This is a genomic window from Pseudomonas sp. S2_C11 (assembly GCF_054668395.1).
Genome location: NZ_CP162765.1, coordinates 1,889,577 through 1,907,482 on the forward strand (window position 1 = coordinate 1,889,577; position 17,906 = coordinate 1,907,482).

The 17,906-nt window shown below is 59.4% G+C and carries 21 protein-coding genes; 9 read left to right on the forward strand and 12 right to left on the reverse strand.

Annotation, left to right across the window (positions count from 1 at the left end; translation table 11 throughout):
* Positions 1 to 101 precede the first annotated feature (101 nt).
* Both AB4N48_RS08730 and AB4N48_RS08735 read left to right on the forward strand, forming a co-directional pair.
* Positions 102 to 1,013: a LysR family transcriptional regulator gene (locus AB4N48_RS08730; protein WP_056789240.1), complete on the forward strand. Its 912-nt coding sequence runs from the start codon at positions 102 to 104 to the stop codon at positions 1,011 to 1,013.
* Positions 1,014 to 1,047: 34 nt separating this feature from the next.
* Entirely contained in the window at positions 1,048 to 1,527 is a 480-nt protein-coding gene (locus tag AB4N48_RS08735) for a GNAT family N-acetyltransferase (RefSeq protein WP_056789243.1), read from the forward strand.
* A gap of 101 nt (positions 1,528 to 1,628) precedes the next feature.
* Here the strand turns inward: AB4N48_RS08735 and AB4N48_RS08740 are convergent, their stop codons facing one another.
* The 3 genes from AB4N48_RS08740 to AB4N48_RS08750 form a co-directional block, all read right to left on the reverse strand.
* The gene (locus AB4N48_RS08740) at positions 1,629 to 2,732 is read right to left on the reverse strand and encodes a DNA alkylation repair protein (RefSeq protein ID WP_457262842.1); all 1,104 of its coding nucleotides are present in this window, start codon (positions 2,730 to 2,732) and stop codon (positions 1,629 to 1,631) included.
* A gap of 2 nt (positions 2,733 to 2,734) precedes the next feature.
* Complete coding sequence (locus AB4N48_RS08745; RefSeq protein ID WP_150635039.1) at positions 2,735 to 3,340, reverse strand: glutathione S-transferase; 606 nt, start codon at positions 3,338 to 3,340, stop codon at positions 2,735 to 2,737.
* 61 nt (positions 3,341 to 3,401) lie between these two features.
* Entirely contained in the window at positions 3,402 to 4,310 is a 909-nt protein-coding gene (locus AB4N48_RS08750) for a MurR/RpiR family transcriptional regulator (protein WP_460095167.1), read from the reverse strand.
* A 403-nt stretch (positions 4,311 to 4,713) separates the two neighbouring features.
* Here AB4N48_RS08750 and AB4N48_RS08755 point away from each other — a divergent pair, with 403 nt between their 5' ends.
* The 3 genes from AB4N48_RS08755 to AB4N48_RS08765 all read left to right on the forward strand — a co-directional run bounded on the left by AB4N48_RS08755 (position 4,714) and on the right by AB4N48_RS08765 (position 7,264).
* Positions 4,714 to 5,118, forward strand: coding sequence for a TraR/DksA family transcriptional regulator (locus AB4N48_RS08755; protein ID WP_016775095.1), 405 nt, complete (start codon positions 4,714 to 4,716; stop codon positions 5,116 to 5,118).
* A gap of 609 nt (positions 5,119 to 5,727) precedes the next feature.
* Complete coding sequence (locus AB4N48_RS08760) at positions 5,728 to 6,951, forward strand: methyl-accepting chemotaxis protein (RefSeq protein WP_460095551.1); 1,224 nt, start codon at positions 5,728 to 5,730, stop codon at positions 6,949 to 6,951.
* A gap of 109 nt (positions 6,952 to 7,060) precedes the next feature.
* Entirely contained in the window at positions 7,061 to 7,264 is a 204-nt protein-coding gene (locus tag AB4N48_RS08765; RefSeq protein ID WP_016775093.1) for a hypothetical protein, read from the forward strand.
* Between the two features lie 6 nt (positions 7,265 to 7,270).
* On the opposite strand, the gene AB4N48_RS08770 is transcribed toward AB4N48_RS08765, so the two are convergent.
* Together AB4N48_RS08770 and AB4N48_RS08775 are read right to left on the reverse strand one after the other, a co-directional pair.
* Complete coding sequence (locus tag AB4N48_RS08770; RefSeq protein WP_056789253.1) at positions 7,271 to 7,510, reverse strand: DUF2789 family protein; 240 nt, start codon at positions 7,508 to 7,510, stop codon at positions 7,271 to 7,273.
* A 49-nt stretch (positions 7,511 to 7,559) separates the two neighbouring features.
* Positions 7,560 to 7,772 carry a hypothetical protein gene (locus tag AB4N48_RS08775; protein ID WP_236168680.1) on the reverse strand — a complete coding sequence of 71 codons (213 nt, stop codon included), beginning with the start codon at positions 7,770 to 7,772 and terminating at the stop codon, positions 7,560 to 7,562.
* A 459-nt stretch (positions 7,773 to 8,231) separates the two neighbouring features.
* On the opposite strand from AB4N48_RS08775, the gene AB4N48_RS08780 reads away from it, so the two are divergent.
* The 4 genes from AB4N48_RS08780 to AB4N48_RS08795 all read left to right on the forward strand — a co-directional run bounded on the left by AB4N48_RS08780 (position 8,232) and on the right by AB4N48_RS08795 (position 10,571).
* Positions 8,232 to 8,702 carry a hypothetical protein gene (locus AB4N48_RS08780; RefSeq protein WP_039763128.1) on the forward strand — a complete coding sequence of 157 codons (471 nt, stop codon included), beginning with the start codon at positions 8,232 to 8,234 and terminating at the stop codon, positions 8,700 to 8,702.
* A complete protein-coding gene (locus AB4N48_RS08785) occupies positions 8,699 to 8,896 on the forward strand; it encodes a hypothetical protein (RefSeq protein WP_041480814.1) in 198 nt (65 codons plus the stop codon). Before AB4N48_RS08780 ends, AB4N48_RS08785 begins: the two co-directional genes overlap by 4 nt.
* 125 nt (positions 8,897 to 9,021) lie before the next feature.
* Positions 9,022 to 10,038, forward strand: a complete 1,017-nt coding sequence (locus tag AB4N48_RS08790; protein WP_095180238.1) for an ABC transporter substrate-binding protein — start codon at positions 9,022 to 9,024, stop codon at positions 10,036 to 10,038.
* A gap of 92 nt (positions 10,039 to 10,130) precedes the next feature.
* The gene (locus AB4N48_RS08795) at positions 10,131 to 10,571 is read left to right on the forward strand and encodes a DUF3995 domain-containing protein (protein WP_041480810.1); all 441 of its coding nucleotides are present in this window, start codon (positions 10,131 to 10,133) and stop codon (positions 10,569 to 10,571) included.
* 116 nt (positions 10,572 to 10,687) lie between these two features.
* On the opposite strand, the gene AB4N48_RS08800 is transcribed toward AB4N48_RS08795, so the two are convergent.
* The 7 genes from AB4N48_RS08800 to AB4N48_RS08830 form a co-directional block, all read right to left on the reverse strand.
* Entirely contained in the window at positions 10,688 to 11,050 is a 363-nt protein-coding gene (locus tag AB4N48_RS08800) for a Na+/H+ antiporter subunit G (protein WP_041480808.1), read from the reverse strand.
* On the reverse strand, positions 11,047 to 11,325 hold the full coding sequence (locus AB4N48_RS08805) for a K+/H+ antiporter subunit F (RefSeq protein WP_041480807.1): 279 nt from the start codon (positions 11,323 to 11,325) through the stop codon (positions 11,047 to 11,049). The genes AB4N48_RS08800 and AB4N48_RS08805 overlap by 4 nt, the downstream gene beginning before the upstream one ends.
* Positions 11,322 to 11,810 carry a Na+/H+ antiporter subunit E gene (locus AB4N48_RS08810; protein ID WP_056789263.1) on the reverse strand — a complete coding sequence of 163 codons (489 nt, stop codon included), beginning with the start codon at positions 11,808 to 11,810 and terminating at the stop codon, positions 11,322 to 11,324. Before AB4N48_RS08810 ends, AB4N48_RS08805 begins: the two co-directional genes overlap by 4 nt.
* The gene (locus AB4N48_RS08815) at positions 11,807 to 13,486 is read right to left on the reverse strand and encodes a monovalent cation/H+ antiporter subunit D (RefSeq protein ID WP_095180236.1); all 1,680 of its coding nucleotides are present in this window, start codon (positions 13,484 to 13,486) and stop codon (positions 11,807 to 11,809) included. The genes AB4N48_RS08810 and AB4N48_RS08815 overlap by 4 nt, the downstream gene beginning before the upstream one ends.
* On the reverse strand, positions 13,483 to 13,827 hold the full coding sequence (locus tag AB4N48_RS08820) for a Na+/H+ antiporter subunit C (protein WP_016775082.1): 345 nt from the start codon (positions 13,825 to 13,827) through the stop codon (positions 13,483 to 13,485). The genes AB4N48_RS08815 and AB4N48_RS08820 overlap by 4 nt, the downstream gene beginning before the upstream one ends.
* Positions 13,827 to 16,745 (reverse strand): monovalent cation/H+ antiporter subunit A, encoded by a 2,919-nt coding sequence (locus tag AB4N48_RS08825; protein WP_150635048.1) that lies wholly within the window; start codon positions 16,743 to 16,745, stop codon positions 13,827 to 13,829. Before AB4N48_RS08825 ends, AB4N48_RS08820 begins: the two co-directional genes overlap by 1 nt.
* A 170-nt stretch (positions 16,746 to 16,915) precedes the next feature.
* Complete coding sequence (locus AB4N48_RS08830) at positions 16,916 to 17,851, reverse strand: DMT family transporter (RefSeq protein ID WP_460095169.1); 936 nt, start codon at positions 17,849 to 17,851, stop codon at positions 16,916 to 16,918.
* Positions 17,852 to 17,906 lie beyond the last annotated feature (55 nt).

Below are 17,906 nucleotides of genomic sequence, written 5' to 3' on the forward strand. Positions count from 1 at the left end.
ACACTCTAGTTGTTAGCTTTCGTTAAAAGAATGTTAGTTTTTGCGCAGCCGCTGTGCGTTTTCAAACAGCGTGCAACGACGATAGCCGACAAGGACCCGCCATGTTCGACTGGAACGACCTGCGCTTTTTTCTCGAGCTGCAACGCAGCGGCCGCCTGCTCACTGCCGCGCGCCGGCTCAACACCACCCACGCGACAGTGGCGCGGCATATTGAATCGATCGAGAAAAGCCTCGGCACTGCGCTGTTCGTCCAGCACGCCCAGGGCTATGAGATGACCCCGGCGGGGGAGGCGCTGCTCAAGCACGCCGAAGCGATGGAAAACGTCGCGCTGCTGGCGCAGGAAGAAATCACCCAGTCCACCGCGCCGCTGGGCAAGATCCGCGTCGGCGTCACCGAAGGCCTTGGCATCAAATTTCTCGCCAGTCGCATGATTGGCTTGTTCGAGCGTTATCCGGGATTGGAGGTGGAACTGGTCGCCGTGCCGCGCTTCGTCAGCATCCTCAACCGCGAAGCGGAGATCAGCATCCACCTCGAACGGCCATCCGCCGACATGCTGGTCACGCGCAAGCTCACTGACTATCGGCTCGCGCTTTACGCCAGCCAGACCTACCTCGACAAAGCGCCACCGCTGCATAGCCGCGAAGACCTGGGCCGACATGCGTGGATCGGTTACGTTGACGACCTGCTGTTCAGTCAGGAACTGATGTTCCTCAACAGCTTCTGCCGCAGCCCGCGCGTGGTCTTTCACAGCACCAGCGTCATCGCCCAGCAGGAAGCGGCGCGCTCGGGGTTGGGCATCGCCGTGCTGCCGTGTTACATGGCCGCGTCCGACCCGGATCTGGTGGCGCTGCTGCCGGATGAAAGCATCGAACGCAGCTACTGGATCAGCACGCGGCGGGAATTGCACAAATCGGTGCGGCTGCGGGTGGTCTGGGATTATGTGGTGGGGTTGTGTGAGGCGGAGCAGGGGTTGTTGCTGGGAAGATCTCAGGTTGGCTCCTCTCTTGCTTGAAAGCGCCAAGGACTTTTAGCAATGGAGAGCAGCAATGAGGGAATGGCTTACCGTTCGCGACATCAATCCGGACACCATGAAGGCCATCAGTGACGGCGTCTTACAGCATGGCCGAGCCTTGTCCGAGGCTCGCGGCGGACAAGCTGAGGCCATCGCCTGTTCGCTGATGGAGAACGGGGCACTAATCGGCGGCGCTTCCGGTAGAACCGAATTCAGGCGTCTGTTTGTCAATTACCTGTGGATCAACGCGCAATGGCGTGGAACCAGGCTGGGTACTCAGGTGTTGCACAAGCTTGAGGCATTAGCGGTTGAAAGAGCATGCGTAGATGCGTTGATCGAAACACTGGATGACGACGTCGCCCGTTGGTACACCCGCTGCGGATACCGATTGATCGCGCACGTGCCTGAGTACTGCGGCCCGTGGAGTCGCCATACGCTGTTGAAAGTGCTTGTGACAACAGGTGCTCCCTCAGGGCTTAATTCGGCGTCCCATACGGAAGTTGGTAACTACTGAGGCGGGAGTTTGTCCATTGTGCTGCCGCGCTCATTATCGATGCACGGCTGCCAGTGCACTGATTCGCGACCGGTCTTCAAGACCAATCAATGACTCATTTCTCAAATCAAAACCTCAAACCCCGCACTACCCACCACCTTTCCGTTAATCATCACCTGCACTCCATGCCGGCCGGCAAAATGCTTGCGTGTCGTGAAATCCTTGATGACCTGTCTGCGCTGCACAAGCGCCACCTCAAACCCCGGCAATTCCACCGTCTTCAACTTGAATACCTTCCTCGAAACCCCGCCATTCGCCTTCACATACTCAATCGCATAGTCGATCACCAGCCGCTGCTCATGCGCCACAGTCGACTTCACCACAAACGACAACGTAATCGCTTCCCCCAACCTCACCACCGCCGGCTCGACCCGCACATCCAGCAACTCAACCTCAGCCTTCGCCCCCGCGCCAATCACCGTCAGCGCGCGCACGTCGCCCTGTTTGATCAAGCTGCGCAGCGCATGTTTGGCAATCCAGGCCGTATGCTTGTTGTCCAGCGACCAACCTTCAATCGTGTCCAACACCCACTCCGGATGCACTTTCGTCACATCATTCAAATGATTCGCCACGGACTTGCGCACGTACAAGCTCTCATCCGCCTTCAACCGATTCAGTATCCCGGCGGCCAGCAGCGGATCCGCTTGTACCGCTTCCAACCGAAAGGACCACGGCAGGCGAGGGCGGCTGCCTTCGCTGGCTAGTCGGCGGACGTGATGGTTTTCTTCGCGGGTCCAGTCATGCATTCGTTCCAGCGAGCGCTCGAGGTCGCTGCGCAGAAAGTAACGGATGGCGAATTCGGAGGAGCCGAAAGTGGTGAAGTATTTCAGGGCATCCATGGAGGTATCGAAGGCGTGCCCGCCATAGCTCGCGACGTAGTGCGGCAGGCACATGCTGACGAACCCGCTGTTCAGCCGTGGCGCGAGTTCGAACAGCACTTCGAGGGAGTCTTCGTAGTCCAGCGGCAGCACGGCATGCAGACTTTCGCTGACACGCGCCATGCGTTGCATCACTGATAATTCAGCGAGTCCGTCCTGGGCGTGTTTGAGAAACGCCTTGGCCTTGAATGCCGGGTACACCGCGCTCATTTCGTCAGCGATGTGCTGCAAGCGCTCGGCGTTGAAGATTTCCTTTAACGCCGGGGCGGCGGTGTCGGTGGTGCTCATGGTCAGGTCATCGGTGTGCTGATGAACGCATCGGTGCCTTCTGCGTAGGCGGTGTATTCGGCGATGCGCGCATAGCGCGCGGAGTCGACCTGATCGGGCACGACGAGGTTGGTGAAGCTCCAGGCAACCGCCAGGCTTATGCCGGTCTGGGCGAGGGAGCCGTCGACCGGCAAGTCACTGTGTTCAAGTTCTTTTTCCAGCGCGGTAAATGCGGCAGCGAGTTGGCCTTCAACGCGTTCAACCCAAGGTTGATATTGAATGTCGGCCGGGCGCAAGTTGCGTTCGTAATACAGCTGCACGGCTTTTTCGCAAGCGGCGAGGCTGAGGCCGATCAGACGCAGGGCGTGGGCGCGTTGTGTGAGATCGCTGGGCAGCAGGCTCTTGCCGGAGCTGGCTTCGAGGTAGTCGAGGATGAGGGTCGAGTCCATCAGGACCACGCCGTCGTCGAGAATCAGCGTGGGCGCTTTGACCACCGGGTTGATCTGCTGGAATTGCTCGAAGTGGCGGAACACCGAGACCGACTCGTGTTCGAGGTCAATCCCCAGGCATTTGGCGGAGATTGCTACGCGGCGCACGTAGGGAGAGTCGAGCATGCCGATCAGTTTCATGACGCGTTCCTTCAAGTCGAACCGGTGGGAACGCATAACCTAGCCGAGCCTGAGACAATTGTCAGTCGTCGAATCCGGGTTGTTCGTGAATCTCATCGACATTCAGTTCCAGCCGATAGGCCACCGCCACAAACAGCGCCTGACATAAACACAGTGTCGCGCTTAGCGAACGAAAGGCCAGCGCACTGCCTTCATTGACCATCAACACGCTATTGGTAAGTTTCGCCAGTGGCGACAGAGGGCTGTCGGTGATGATCAGGGTATTGGCGTCTTGCTGTTGTGCGAATCGCAGGCAGTGCTGGGTTTCCTTGGCGTAGGGCACAAAACTGATGGCGATGACCAGGTCGTTGGCGCGCACGCTGCGCATTTGCTCGCGATAGCTGCCGCCGATGCCGGAGACGAGATGAATGCGCTTCTGGGTGTGCTGCAGGTTGTAAACCAGATAATCGGCGACGGCGAACGAACGGCGGACCCCGACCACATAGATGTCGTCGGCATTGACGATGAGATCGACAGCTTTGTCGAACGCAGCCCCATCCAGTTCGCGGCCCAAACGTTCGATGCCCGATAGCGTTGCGTCGATGCACTCGCGGACAAGCTCGCCGCTGTTGGCGGTCTGCGATTTGTTGGCGATCAGGCTGCGGATGCGTTGTTGATAGTTCTGCGCCGGCGTGGCCTTGTGCGTCCAGGCCTGGCGGAACAGCGCCTGCATTTCGCTGAAGCCGCTGAACCCGAAGCGCTGCGAAAAACGCACGATGGCGGACGGATGCACCTCGCATTCACGAGCGATGTCGCTGATGCGGTCGACCATGATTCGCTCGCTCTGCTGGCTAATGTAACTGGCGATACGTTTAAGCTGACGCGGAAGGGCGTCATATTCGTCGCTAATCGTTTGCAGCAGACGCTCGGCAGTGATCGGGGGGCTGGCGAGCGAAAGTTCGTCGGCGGCCGGCAGATCGGGGCGGGGCATAGGACATCCTTCGGGCGGGTTGATCACGCGGTAAGCCTGATCATAGAAGGGCTGCGCGGGCTCTGCCGGGCTGAAACGATGCACCTTGCGAGAATAATCTCGGCTGTCGATGGCGGCATGGTTAGCCGTTTGTCTTCTATATACAGCCGCTGGAGTGAATTTCTTGCTATAAACGCACTCCGATGGCCGTGTGAAGCCTGTGTCAGAGCAGTTTCCTGGTCCTGTCGGACAAATTCCCTGTATTTACAGTTGCTGAGGCCTTGATCGGGCCTTAGACTGCCGCCCCTCGTAAATTGAGTGCCGGGTGGCGTTTGCAATAAAACGATGCCTTTTCGACGGCCGACACGGTTCGCCGAAACGCTCCCTTATTCGCCTTAATGCACGTTTTTTTATAGAGATATCAATGACAAAGGACAAGTTGCTGGCTATGCCGGCAGATGACTACATGAATGCAGAGCAACACGCTTTCTTCACTGAGCTGTTGCAGAACATGAAAGTCGAAACCCACGAGCGCATTGAGCAAAACCGTATCGCCATCGAAAGCCTGGACACCCCGGCTGACCCGGCGGACGCGGCTTCGGTTGAAGAAGAGCGCACTTGGCTGGTCAACGCGATCGATCGCGACCAGCGCATGCTGCCGCAGTTGGAACAAGCTCTTGAGCGCATCAAGGACGACAGCTTTGGCTGGTGCGACGACAGCGGCGAGGCCATTGGCCTGAAGCGTCTGCTGATCAGCCCGACCACCAAGTACTGCATCGAAGCTCAAGAGCGTCACGAGCAGATCGACAAGCACCAGCGTCAGGCCTGATTCTGTGGGGTGACCCTTTCAACAGGGGCGCCTTGAAAAGATCGCAGCCTTCGGCAGCTTCTACACGGAGTTGCGCGAGGCTGCGATCTTTGTTTTTGCTCGTCTGCGATATTCTCCCGTCGTTCCCTTGACCTGCCACAGACCCCACGACTAACGGACCATGGATAATGGCGTTGTAGTGGCGTTTAATGCAGTCACAACAATGAGAACAAACGTGGGGTGATCAAGATGACGAGAGATGGATCTCTGGTTGCGGCGCTGCCTGCACCAGTGCTTTTGCCGAAAAATCGCTGGATCGCGCCGACCCTGCAAAGCATCGCTCTGATGCTGTTGCTGGCCGGCATGGCTCTGGCCGAATGGTCGCTTTACCTCGGCATGCCGATGGCGGTGCTGATTGTCTGGCTGCCGCGCCTGCGTTCGCGCAGCGCTCCTGTTGCTGTCCCGGTCGATAGTGCGAGCGAATTGTCCGCACTGACCCGCGATCTTTCCTACACCACCAGTCACAACGCACTGTCTGCCGCCGGCGTGGCGTTTTCGGTCAAAGCGCTCGCCAGCAAACTTGAATCGCAACTCGACGCGGCGGCGCAGATCGTCAGCAACGCCGAAGTGATGATCGCCACCGAGCAGGCGACTTCACAGCTCAGTCGCGACGCGCTGGACGCCGCCAGCGAAGCGCATCACAGCAGCGCGGCGGGGCGCAGCGAACTGCTCGACTCGATTTCGCGCATGCAGCAACTCAGTCAGCGCGCCAACGCTAGTCGCGAGCTGATCGAGGCCCTGAGTGTGCGCAGCGACGACATTCAGCGGGTGACGCTGGTGATTCAGTCGATCGCCAGCCAGACCAATCTGCTGGCCTTGAACGCAGCTATTGAAGCGGCCAGGGCGGGCGAACATGGTCGCGGTTTCGCCGTGGTCGCCGATGAAGTACGCGGATTGGCGGCACGGACGGCGGCGGCCACGGGCGAAGTCGGTGAGATGGTTGCAGACATTCAGCAGCGCACCGCGCAAGTGGTGGCGCAGATTCGCGAGTTGTCGAGTGATCTGCATACTGGCGTCGAACAGGTCGAGCACACCGGTCAGCATCTGGAGAACATCGCGCGACTTGCCGCCGGAGTGGAAACCCAGGTCAGCGAAATCGCCCGTGGCGCGCAAACCAATCGCGAGCAGCTTGATGCGCTGTTCAGCGCGATTGAGCAAATGCGTAGCGATCTGGCGATCAGCGATCAGCAGACCCGCCGCCTCGCCGACGCCGCGGTGCAGATGGAAGGGCAGGCGGAAACCATCAGCGAACGCTTGGCCGAAGTCGGTCTGGACGACTATCACCAGCGCATTTATGACCTGGCGCGCGAAGGTGCGAGCCTGATCGCAGCGCGCTTCGAGGCGGATGTCGAGCAGGGGCGGATCAGCCTGGATGATTTGTTCGATCGCAGCTACCAGCCGATTCCGGGTACCGAACCAGCCAAATTTCAGACCAGGTTTGATCAGTACACAGATCAGGTCTCGCCCGCGATTCAAGAGCCTCTGTTAACGCGTCATGAAGGTTTGGTTTTCGCGATCGCCTGCACGCAGCAGGGTTATGTACCGACGCATAACCAGGCATTCAGCCAGCCGTTGACGGGTGATGTGCAGGTCGACACGGTAAATAACCGCACCAAACGCAAATTCGCTGACCGCACGGGCATCCGTTGCGGCAGCCATCAACAACCAGTTTTGCTGCAGACTTACACGCGCGATACGGGTGAGCTGATGCATGATCTTTCGGTGCCGATCATGATCAAGGGCCGGCATTGGGGCGGATTGCGGCTGGGCTATAAACCTGAGAACCCACACTGAGATTGTTACCGTTGACGCAATGAATCTGTGCACGGCGGTTGCTGTTTCCTCCCGAAGGAAAGCTTTAATCTGACGACTTAGTTAGGTAGCTAATTATTTCGGAGGGCACATGCAGTGCAGGGTGGATGTGGCAGTAATGATCGGCAGCGGCGTTCCGGCCGGCTTACGCGCGATGGGGCGCAGTGTGTGCTGGGTGGTTTTGCTCAACGGGGAGCGACGCGGCACAGCCTTCGCCAGTCGCGATGAAGCGGAGGAGTGCAAGGCTGCCTGGCTCGAACAACTGAACATCGAGCCCGGCGACAGCCTGCACTGATCGCCCTTATTTACCGCGATGCAGGCGCACGTTCAGCTCATCGACAGTTATCGCTTCTTCGCCGTCCTCACGCAGCCACTCTTTTAGTAGTTGCGCCTGTTGGGGCGTCCAGAAATCGGCATCGATCAATTTGATATCAGATTTCAAAGGGTGGGCTTCGACAAAATTATTGATCGACGCTTCATCGGCCGGTAGGCCCAGCTGTTCGAAAAGGGTGGTCAGGTTAAGCTCGGTTGGCAGTTCCATCATCTACTCCTGGGTTGGTGCCGGTACGGCTTGTTCGTTCACTCCCTTATCAGAGGCAGGCGCTGGCGCGGAGTTCGATTTTTGATTCAAGCGAGCGGGCAAGGGCGCAGGCTTCGTTGTGATTGCCGCGGAAACCTCTGACACGTCCCGTGGATATCTCCTTGATGTGAAAGAACGCAATACCTGCCGGCACCACTTGAAAGTGCGGGGTTCGATGATTGTTAGAAGATGTCGGAAGGTTGTCGAGGTCGGCAACCTTCATCGTCAGAGATGGGGTGATTCGCGCGTCAGCCGACGTGGCAAAATGAGTCAAAGTGCACATATGAAGTCCTTTTCATCAGTCGGCCGGGATTTAACGGCCGTTGCGGGTAGTCGTAATGAGCATCGCTGCTCTAGAATCGCCAGTACCTGTTGACGACCGGGCTTATCTAAAGCAATTTTTCGCCAGCGATATGTCGGAAAAGTGCTTTTTTTCGTGAGAAATTTCCCTGAAGTTCGTAGTCAGAATTGCTCTAGTCGCACTTGAGGCGTTTTCCTTCAAGCTTTGGCGATTTCAGAGCAGGTTTCACTAATGACAATCCAGTAGTCTACGAACCTCGCGATTCAAGAGTGCTTTGCTCGCTTCGGGTGTTTGAATGTTTTTGCAGTTTTCATCGGCCTGGCCGTTTCTTTGCCGTGGGCGTTTTTCGCTGCGCGGTTTTTCAAATGTGGGGATGTTTCTTTGGCAGTCAGTAACCTCGATATGCATGCTTTGTTCGTGCTGGGTGATTTGCGTGCAAAGCTGGTCAAGCAATTCCAATCACGTTTTGTTTACATCACCGAGCAAAACGCCGAAGGCATTTACATCGCCGAAATCGACACCGAAAGTGCATTGGTAGTCGATGACAAACCGGGACTCAAACTCAAGGTTGGCGACCATTTCATCGCGTCAGTTTTGCCCAGCCGTGAAGGCGGCAAGATGGACATTCGTTTTCGCGACATCAAACTGACGGTCTACGGCCTGGGCGATTACGCCTTTGTCAGCACGGCCGACGGTCACGCGATCCTGTTCAAGGAAGGCCATAGCGTCGTCACCGTGTTCGCCGCCAATGAGCAGCTGCAGGAAGGTTTGACCAAAACCCTCAAAGCCGTCACTGCCAAAGCCGCCAAATGGCGTAAGGGTGAACTGGTGACCTTCAAGGCCAGCGAGTGAAGCGCGCGGATTTCCATGCGCAAAACCTCGACAGCGCACGCGAAGACGCTCAGCGCCTGTTCGCCCGCAAGGCCGAACTGCAAGGTGCCTGGCTGAGTTGGGTAGCGTCGCAGCTCTATGCATTGCAACCGGCGGCATACGCCAGCATGGTCAGACGTGAGCTGCAAAGCCTGCAGGAAAAGTCTGAAACGTAACCTCGCACGCAGCGGACCCCGGAAAAAGCAGGAACCTCGGCTAAAGTCAGTTGACTGAGTCATTCAGAGGCTTGCGTTTCTGTCAGGCCAACTGCCATTGCTGTGAACAGCACGAGGTGCGATGCATGAACGGATTTCGACGGTTACTGGCCGCCAGCGTGGCCACCTTTGGTTTGCTGACGTCAGCGCAATCGCTGCAGGCGGCACAGGCGCCGGTGCACTTTGCCGACCTGAACTGGGAAAGCGGCAGCCTGATTACCGAGGTGCTGCGGGTTATCGTCGAGAAAGGCTATGGCCTGCCGACCGACACTTTGCCCGGGACCACCATCACGCTTGAGACCGCGCTGGCCAACAATGACATCCAGGTGATTGGCGAGGAGTGGGCCGGACGCAGTCCGGTCTGGGTCAAGGCCGAAGCCGAGGGCAAAGTGGTCGGCCTGGGCGATACGGTAAAAGGCGCCACTGAAGGCTGGTGGGTGCCGGAGTACGTGATCAAGGGCGATCCGGCCAAAGGCATCAAGCCGCTGGCGCCGGATCTGCGCAGTGTCACTGATCTGAAGAAATACAAGGACGTGTTCAAAGACCCGGAAAGCCCGGGCAAAGGGCGTTTCCTCAACAGCCCGATCGGCTGGACTTCGGAAGTGGTCAACAAGCAGAAGCTCACGGCGTATGGCTTGCAGGACGACTACACCAACTTCCGCAGCGGCTCCGGCGCTGCGCTGGATGCCGAGATCAGCTCTTCGATTCGTCGCGGCAAACCGGTGTTGTTCTATTACTGGTCGCCGACGCCGCTGCTTGGCAAATTCAAACTGGTGCAGCTGGAAGAGCCGCCGTTCGATGCCGAGGCGTGGAAGACGCTGACAGATGCCGATAATCCCAATCCGAAACCAACCCGCTCGCTGGCATCGAAGCTGTCGATTGGCGTGTCTACGCCGTTTCAAAAGCAGAACCCGCAAATTGCCGAATTCTTCAGCAAGGTCGATTTTCCCATCGAGCCACTGAACAAGGCATTGGCGGAGATGAGTGACAAGCACACCGCACCTCGTGAGGCGGCGGTCGCGTTCATGAAAGCGCATCCGGACGTGTGGCAGGCCTGGTTACCCAAGGATGTGGCTGACAAGGTGACGGCTGATCTGAAATAACGCGGTCAACGCAGCGCACCGCCGACCGGTCGTGCAGGGGCAAAAAATCCGACTAGGATGGTTTGTTCAAATCCCTTTGAAGGATTTCAACCATGACCTTTGTGTTGGCTCAATGGCTGGTGACTGTGTTCGCGGCAATCGGCCTGATGCACGTGTATTGGGCGTTGGGTGGGCAATGGGCGGCTGCGGTGGTGGTGCCGCAGGTGCCGGTGTCGGGCTTCGTGGCCTCGGTACGCCCGGCCTTCAAGCCCTCAGGCTGGCTGACGCTGGCAGTCGCCGCTGCGTTGCTGGTCATTGCGGCGCTGGTTTGTATGCGGGTCGGCTGGGGCATGCCGGCGGTGCAGCACAAGGCACTACAATGGGTAATCAGCGCGATTGCGTTGCTGATGTTCGCCCGAGCGATCGGTGACTCGAATCTGGTCGGATTTTTCAAGGAAGTGAAAGGTTCGCGATTTGCGCGGCTGGATACCTGGGTGTATTCGCCGTTGTGTGCGCTGCTGGGGGCGGGGTTGTTGGCGGTGGCTTGGGTTTGAGCTGATCCGGAATTTGCGACGCCCCGACTGGCCGCTTCGCGAGCAGGCTCGCTCCCACACATGGGAGAGCGGATTTCTGGTGTAGCGATGGCGCCATCACAGGCGCCACATGATCATCAGTTACCACTTTCAGTCTGACGACTGCTCACCTCAGCCGGCACATCATCCCCGGCCATCCGCTTGCGGAACAACGCCGCCCGCGCCAGCAGCAGGGTGGTCACTGGCACGGTGATGGCCAACAGAACCGGAATCAGCCAGGCATGCACCACTGGCCCGGACTTCAGCGCTGAAAAGCAGATGATCGACGCCAGTGCCACACACCAGGCACCGATTGTCGACGCCAGCGCTGGCGGATGCATACGCTGGAAGTAATCCTTCATGCGCAGCAATCCGGTTGCGCCCAGCAGGGTAAACACGCCGCTGAGCACCAGCAGGACCGCCACCGGAATCTCGACCCACAAAGACAATTCGGCATTCATTCGATCACCTCGCCACGCAGCAGGAATTTCGCCAGGGCAAACGAGCCGACGAAGCCGAACAGCGCAATCAGCAGCGCCGCTTCAAAGTAGGTATCACTGGCGTAGCGAATGCCCAGGGTCAGCATCATCAGCATGGCGACGATATACAGGTAATCCAGCGCCAGTACCCGATCCTGCGCTGACGGGCCTTTGAACAAGCGCACCAGCGTCAGCGTCATCGCCACGCAGTACAGAAACAACGTCAGCAGAATCGCATTCGACAGCAATGGGCTCATTCGAAAATCTCCATCAACGGTCGCTCGTAAGTGCTTTTGAAGTGCTCGATGAACTGCGCTTCGTCGTGCAGATCCCAGACGTGCAGCAACAGAACGCTGCGGTCCAGTGCCAGTTCCGACCATACGGTGCCGGGCACCACGGTGCAGATCATCGCCAGTGCCGCCAGACCATGAGCATCACGCAGATCGAGCGGCACCTTGATAAAGCATGAGTTGGGCGGGCGCCGTCCGGCGTTGAGTACGCCCCAGGCGACGATCAGGTTGGACATGATCACGTCACGACCGACCAGGAGAAACAGGCGCAGTACGGCCACCGGATTGCGAATGCGCGCACGTTTCGGCCGCAATTTGCGCATCATCAGCGGCGCGGCGAAACCCAGCGCGGCACCGAGCAGCAGGTTGCCCGGGCTGACGGACAGGTTCAGGGTCAGCCACAAGATCCACAATGCCAGCGATAGCCACGGCGCCGGAAACAGTCGATTCATGGCTGCACCTCGAGCATGTCGGCTCTGGCTTGCGGGCTCGGCACCGCACGTGTGCCGAGAACTGCGAGCACATATTGCTGCGGATTGTTCAGCGCATCGGCCGTAGCCTGGGTGTAGCGCAACAGCGGTTCAGCCTTGAACGTCAGGACAATGCTCAGCCCGAGCAGCAGAAAAATCGGCGCGCATTCGAGTTTGCGCAGCAGTGGTGACGGGCGCTCCTCCGGCGTCCAGAAGCGCTGGATACCCAGGCGAGAGAAGGCCATGAGGGAGGCCAGACCGGTCAGGATCAACAGGGCCAGCAATCCCCATGCGCCGGGCGGCAGCGGCGCCGCAGTGCCAAGTCCCGACGGGTTGAGCAATGCCCCGATCAGGCTGAGCTTGCCGATAAATCCGGAGAGCGGTGGCATGCCGATAATCAACAGCGCGCAGGCAATGAAGCTCAAACCGAGAAAGGCCATGGTCCACGGGATGACCTGACCGACCACGGCTTTCTGTTCGTCGTCGAGGTTGATGCCCTTGGGCGGTTGCAGCGATTCCTGCGGGCGCGGAAGCAGTTCGCTTTCGTCCTCCAGCGGAATTTCGTTGGCCGAGCGCGAGCGCTCGATCAGTTCGGCCAAGAGGAACAGCGCGCTCAGCGCCAGGGTCGAGCTGACCAGATAGAACAGCGCAGCGCCGATCAGGTTCGGCTGGGCGAAGCCGATCGCCGAGAGCAGGATCCCCGCCGACACCAGAATGCTCAGGCTGGCCATGCGCTCCAGGCGTTGCGCGGCGATAATCGCCAGCCCTGCGCAAGCCATGGTCGCCATGCCGCCGTAGATGAGCCAGTCGCCGCCGAAGAATGCCGAGGCGCCGGCCTGACCGGAAAACAACAGGGTCCACAAGCGCAGCAGGGTGTAGACGCCGACCTTGGTCATGATCGCGAACATTGCCGCCACCGGCGCGCTGGCGGATGAATAAGCCGGCACCAGCCAGAAGTTCAGCGGCCACATGCCAGCCTTGGCCAGAAACGCTACCGCAAGAATCCCCGCGCCAGCATGCAGCAAACCACGATCGGCTTCCGGCACCAGCGGAATCTTCATCGCCAGATCAGCCATGTTCAGCGTGCCGGTCACCCCGTAGATCAATGCAGCGCCGATCAAAAACAGTGACGATGCCAACAGGTTGATCGAAATGTAATGCAACCCCGACGACACCCGCGCCCGGCCCGAGCCGTGGAGCAACAAACCATAGGATGCCGCGAGCAACACTTCGAAGAATACGAACAGGTTGAACAGATCAGCCGTCAGGAACGCGCCATACAGGCCCATCAGCTGGATCTGGAACAGAGCGTGAAAGCTTGAGCCGGCGCCGTCCCAGCGGGCCATGGCAAACAGCAACGCGCTGACGCCGATAACGCCGGTCAGCACCAGCATCAGTGCCGACAGGCGATCAACCACCAGGACGATGCCGAACGGTGCCTGCCAGTTGCCCGGCAGGTACACACCGATGGAGCCGGGCACCCCGGTGGTCTGCGTCCATTGCAGTAGCATCACTGAAATGAACAAGCCGAGGAGGCTGGAGAACAGGTTGATTTTCGCCTTCAGCGGCCGGTGTTTCTCGCCGAGCATCAGCATGATTGCGGCGGTCAGCAGCGGCAGCAGGATCGGTGCAGCGATCAGGTGAGTCATCGCCATCATTCTTTAGGCTCCCGGCCGTCGACATGGTCGGTGCCGGTCAAGCCGCGCGAGGCGAGCAATACGACGAGGAACAGCGCGGTCATGGCGAAGCTGATGACGATCGCCGTCAGCACCAGCGCCTGGGGCAGCGGGTCGGTGTAATGCAGCAAGTCCTGGGTCACGCCGTCCTTGATCACCGGCTCCTTGCCGATGAACAGGCTGCCCATGCTGAAAATGAACAGGTTGACCGCATACGACAACAGACACAGGCCCATGACCACCTGAAAGGTACGCGGGCGCAGGATCAGCCAGACCCCGGAGGCGGCGAGAATGCCGATGGCGATTGCGATGACTTCTTCCATCAGACGGCTCCTTTGCTGGCGACTGACTTGGGCAGCGAGGCCGTCTTGTGGCCGCGCACCGATTGGTGGGCGAGGGCGGTGAGAATCAGCAGCGTCGACCCGACCACCACGGCGTACACGCCAATGTCGAAGAACAGCGCACTGGCGATATGGATGTCGCCCAGCACCGGCACGCTGATGTGCCAGGTGTGAGTGGTGAGGAACGGATAGCCGACCAGCATCGCACCGAGGCCGGTGGCGGTGGCGAACAGCAGACCGGTGCCCATCCAGCGCAATGGGCGCAGGCTCATTTGCGCCTCGACCCACTGCGTGCCGGCAACCATGTATTGCAGGATAAAAGCCACCGACATCACCAGCCCGGCGACAAAACCGCCGCCCGGCTGATTGTGCCCGCGCATGAACAGGTAAAACGACACCACCAGCGCGACAGGCAGCAGCAGGCGCACTAGCACCGCCGGCACCATCATGAAGCCGAGCGCGGTGTCGCTGGCCGAACGCGGGTTGACCAGATCGGTGACCACGTCGGGCGCGAGCAGGCGTTGCTGCGCCGGCAACTGCAGGCTTTCCTTCGGCGGGCGGAAGCGGCGCAGCAGGGCGAACACGGTGAGCGCCACGGCGACCAGCACGGTGATTTCACCGAGGGTGTCGAAGCCACGGAAGTCCACCAGCATCACGTTGACGACGTTGCTGCCGCCGCCCTCGGGCAGGGCGCGACTGAGGTAGAAAGAGGAAATATGGTTCGGCGTCTGCCGGGTGAGCATGGCGTAGGACAACAGCGCCATCCCCGCACCGACCGCAATCGACAGCAGCAAGTCGCGCAGACGACGGATACGCGCCTTGCGCAGGCTGCCTGGCAGTGGTGAGACTTCTTCGATGCGTCTCGGCAACCAGCGCAGACCAAGCAGGATCAACACCGTGGTCACCACTTCGACCGCCAGTTGCGTCAGCGCCAGATCAGGCGCGGAGAACCAGACGAAGGTCACGCAGGTCATCAGGCCACAGACGCTGACCATGGTCAGTGCAGCGAGACGGTGATATTTCGCCTGCCATGCGGCGCCGAGCGCACAGGCGATCGCCAACAGCCACAGGGTCACGAAGACGATGGAACCAGGTATTTTCGGCCGGTCGCCCCAGGTCAGCGTGCTGTGCAGCATCGGGATCAGACCGGCGAGCACGGCGGCCGAAACCATCAGGAACAGCTGCATCTGCAAGCGCTTGGTACCCAGGCGCCGCTCGACGCGCCGGGCGATGCGCATCATCACGACCAGACTGCGCTCGAACAAACGCTTGCCGTTGAAGCGGCCGACCAGCGGCGGATACTTGAAATGGCCGAGCTTGAACTGCTTGCGCAGCAGCAGATAGAGGATGATGCCGCCGGACATGGCGATCAGGCTCATGATCATCGGTGCGTTCAAACCGTGCCAAATGGCCAGGCTGTATTCCGGCAACTCACCACCGACCACCGGCAGTGCCGCAGCGGCGAGTAATGGCCCGACGATCTGCGCCGGGAAAATCCCCACCAGCAGACAGGTGAAGACCAGCAACTCGACCGGGGCGCGCATCCAGCGCGGCGGCTCGTGCGGCGTGTGTGGCAGGTCAGTGGCGGTGGGGCCGAAGAACACGTCGACGGTGAATCGCAGGGAGTAGGCGACGCTGAACATGCCGGCGATGGTCGCGACGATTGGCAGACTGGTCTCGACCCACGCGGTGGCGTTGATGAACACGGTTTCGGCGAAGAACATTTCTTTCGACAGGAAACCGTTGAGCAGCGGCACGCCGGCCATTGAGGCACTGGCGACCATGGCCAGCGTCGCCGTATAGGGAATCAGTTTGATCAGACCGCTGAGCTTGCGGATATCACGGGTGCCGCTTTCGTGGTCGATGATGCCGGCGGCCATGAACAGCGAAGCTTTGAACGTCGCGTGGTTGAGAATGTGAAAAACTGCTGCCACTGCGGCCAGTGAACTATTGAGGCCCAGGAGCAAGGTGATCAGACCGAGATGGCTGATGGTCGAATAGGCCAGCAAACCTTTGAGATCGTTCTGGAACATCGCGCAGTACGCGCCAAGCAACAGTGTACAGGCGCCCGCTCCGCTGACGATGTAGAACCATTCCTCACTGCCGGACAGCGACGGCCACAGACGTGCCAAAAGGAAAACCCCGGCCTTGACCATGGTCGCCGAGTGCAGATAGGCCGAGACGGGCGTCGGTGCCGCCATCGCGTGGGGCAGCCAGAAGTGAAACGGGAATTGCGCGCTTTTGCTCAGCGCGCCGATCAGGATGAGTGGCAAAAGAACAGGGTAGAGGGCATGTGCGCGAATCAGATCGCCGGCGGCCAGGACCTTGTCCAGGTCATAGCTGCCGACGACATGGCCGAGAATCATGACCCCCGCCAGCAGACATAACCCGCCGGCACCGGTGACCATCAGCGCCATATAAGCCCCGCGCCGCGCATCGGCGCGGTGGTGCCAGTAGCCGATCAGCAGGAACGAGAAGAGGCTGGTCAATTCCCAGAAGAACACGATCTGAATCAGGTTGCCGGAGATTACCAGGCCAAGCATGGCGCCCATGAACGCGAGAAAAAACGCGAAAAAACGCGGCACCGGATCGTCCGGCGACATGTAATAACGGGCATATAAAGAAACAAGTGTGCCGATGCCCAGCACCAGCATCGAGAACAGCCAGGCGAAGCCGTCCATGCGCAAAATGAAGTTCAGCCCGAGGCTGGGCAACCACATGAATTCTTCGCGGATCACGCCACCGTGGGCGATTTGCGGGTACAGCATCGCGACCTGAACGGTGCCGATCAAAGCGACCAGACCCGCCAGCAGCGATTCGGCATTGCGCGCATTGTGCGGCAGCACCGCTGCCAGACAGCTGCCGATGAACGGCAGAAGCAGTAGAACTATCAGGGACATAGGCTTCTAATCTGCGGAAGTTTGTGAAGCATCATACGTGCCAGCTCCCTGATCACCAAACGCGAGGATGTCTCAGAATCCTACAAAGTAGTCCGGAATTTTGTGTTTGGCGTTGTTTCAGGGGCAACAATGGTGCGGCGCTTTCGCGAGCAGCCAGAAAAGATTGCGGGTCACGCCTGCGTTTCCCGCTCCAGCTCAGCTTCTGCCTCGGTGGACCTTCCCTTGGTCTTCAACTCACTGACAATCACCGCCGCCACAATCAGCCCGGCGCCCACCAGTGCAATCGCCGGCAAGCGCTCTCCGGCAATCCGTCCGACAATCCCGGCCCACACCGGTTCACCGGCATAGATCAACGTCGCCCGAGTCGGCGAAACACTCTTCTGCGCCCAGTTCATCGCCACCTGAATCGCCGCACTTGCTGCGCCCAGACCCAAAGCGGTCACCAGCAACAACCAGGAAAATTCCGGAATCACTTCACCGGTCGGGACCACCAGCAAGAACGACAACACCGCCGTCACCGCCAGTTGCACCACCGTCACCCGCCGCACATCAACCTGTCCGGCGAATGTGCTGATCAAGATAATCTCGGCCGCAATCGCAACGGCGCTGATCAAGGTCGAAATTTCTCCCGGACTGAAATTCAACGCCGCCCCCGAAGGACCCGACAACAGCATCAACCCGGTAAACGCCAACATGATACCGATGCTCGGCATCAATCCTGGGCGACGGCCAAGTACCAGCCATTGCAGCAGCGGCACAAACGGCACATACAGCGCGGTAATGAACGCCGACTGACTGCTCGGAATACTTTGCAATCCGACCGTCTGCAGGCCGTAACCGAGCATGATCGCTACACCGATGAACGACCCTGCCTTGACTTCGAACAAGGTTAGTTCGCGCAGATGACGCCAGGAGAACATCGCCACGATCGCCGCCGCGGCGGCAAAGCGCAGGCCGACAAAAAACATCGGGCCACTGACCGTCATGGCATGTTGCACAATCAGAAACGTGCCGCCCCAGATCATGGTGATCAGCACCAGCACGCACTCGGCTTTGCTGAAGCGGGAAAAGCGGATTCGGGACGCAGAATTGTTTGGCGGCATCATGACCTTGCGCACATTAAAAGGGAGGCCGCACAATGCCGCCAACGTTGCGCAGTAT

Excerpts from the sequence above, each read along its gene's own strand:
- AB4N48_RS08745 (WP_150635039.1), bottom strand. The coding sequence starts at position 3,340 with ATGAAACTGATCGGCATGCTCGACTCTCCCTACGTGCGCCGCGTAGCA.
- AB4N48_RS08815 (WP_095180236.1), bottom strand. The coding sequence starts at position 13,486 with ATGATGGCGATGACTCACCTGATCGCTGCACCGATCCTGCTGCCGCTG.
- AB4N48_RS08735 (WP_056789243.1), top strand. The coding sequence starts at position 1,048 with ATGAGGGAATGGCTTACCGTTCGCGACATCAATCCGGACACCATGAAG.
- AB4N48_RS08765 (WP_016775093.1), top strand. The coding sequence starts at position 7,061 with ATGCAGTGCAGGGTGGATGTGGCAGTAATGATCGGCAGCGGCGTTCCG.
- AB4N48_RS08800 (WP_041480808.1), bottom strand. The coding sequence starts at position 11,050 with ATGAATGCCGAATTGTCTTTGTGGGTCGAGATTCCGGTGGCGGTCCTG.
- AB4N48_RS08750 (WP_460095167.1), bottom strand. The coding sequence starts at position 4,310 with ATGCCCCGCCCCGATCTGCCGGCCGCCGACGAACTTTCGCTCGCCAGC.
- AB4N48_RS08730 (WP_056789240.1), top strand. The coding sequence starts at position 102 with ATGTTCGACTGGAACGACCTGCGCTTTTTTCTCGAGCTGCAACGCAGC.
- AB4N48_RS08740 (WP_457262842.1), bottom strand. The coding sequence starts at position 2,732 with ATGAGCACCACCGACACCGCCGCCCCGGCGTTAAAGGAAATCTTCAAC.
- AB4N48_RS08775 (WP_236168680.1), bottom strand. The coding sequence starts at position 7,772 with ATGAAGGTTGCCGACCTCGACAACCTTCCGACATCTTCTAACAATCAT.
- AB4N48_RS08810 (WP_056789263.1), bottom strand. The coding sequence starts at position 11,810 with ATGAATCGACTGTTTCCGGCGCCGTGGCTATCGCTGGCATTGTGGATC.
- AB4N48_RS08830 (WP_460095169.1), bottom strand. The coding sequence starts at position 17,851 with ATGATGCCGCCAAACAATTCTGCGTCCCGAATCCGCTTTTCCCGCTTC.
- AB4N48_RS08795 (WP_041480810.1), top strand. The coding sequence starts at position 10,131 with ATGACCTTTGTGTTGGCTCAATGGCTGGTGACTGTGTTCGCGGCAATC.
- AB4N48_RS08820 (WP_016775082.1), bottom strand. The coding sequence starts at position 13,827 with ATGGAAGAAGTCATCGCAATCGCCATCGGCATTCTCGCCGCCTCCGGG.
- AB4N48_RS08825 (WP_150635048.1), bottom strand. The coding sequence starts at position 16,745 with ATGTCCCTGATAGTTCTACTGCTTCTGCCGTTCATCGGCAGCTGTCTG.
- AB4N48_RS08790 (WP_095180238.1), top strand. The coding sequence starts at position 9,022 with ATGAACGGATTTCGACGGTTACTGGCCGCCAGCGTGGCCACCTTTGGT.
- AB4N48_RS08760 (WP_460095551.1), top strand. The coding sequence starts at position 5,728 with ATGATCGCCACCGAGCAGGCGACTTCACAGCTCAGTCGCGACGCGCTG.
- AB4N48_RS08770 (WP_056789253.1), bottom strand. The coding sequence starts at position 7,510 with ATGGAACTGCCAACCGAGCTTAACCTGACCACCCTTTTCGAACAGCTG.
- AB4N48_RS08755 (WP_016775095.1), top strand. The coding sequence starts at position 4,714 with ATGACAAAGGACAAGTTGCTGGCTATGCCGGCAGATGACTACATGAAT.
- AB4N48_RS08805 (WP_041480807.1), bottom strand. The coding sequence starts at position 11,325 with ATGAGCCCATTGCTGTCGAATGCGATTCTGCTGACGTTGTTTCTGTAC.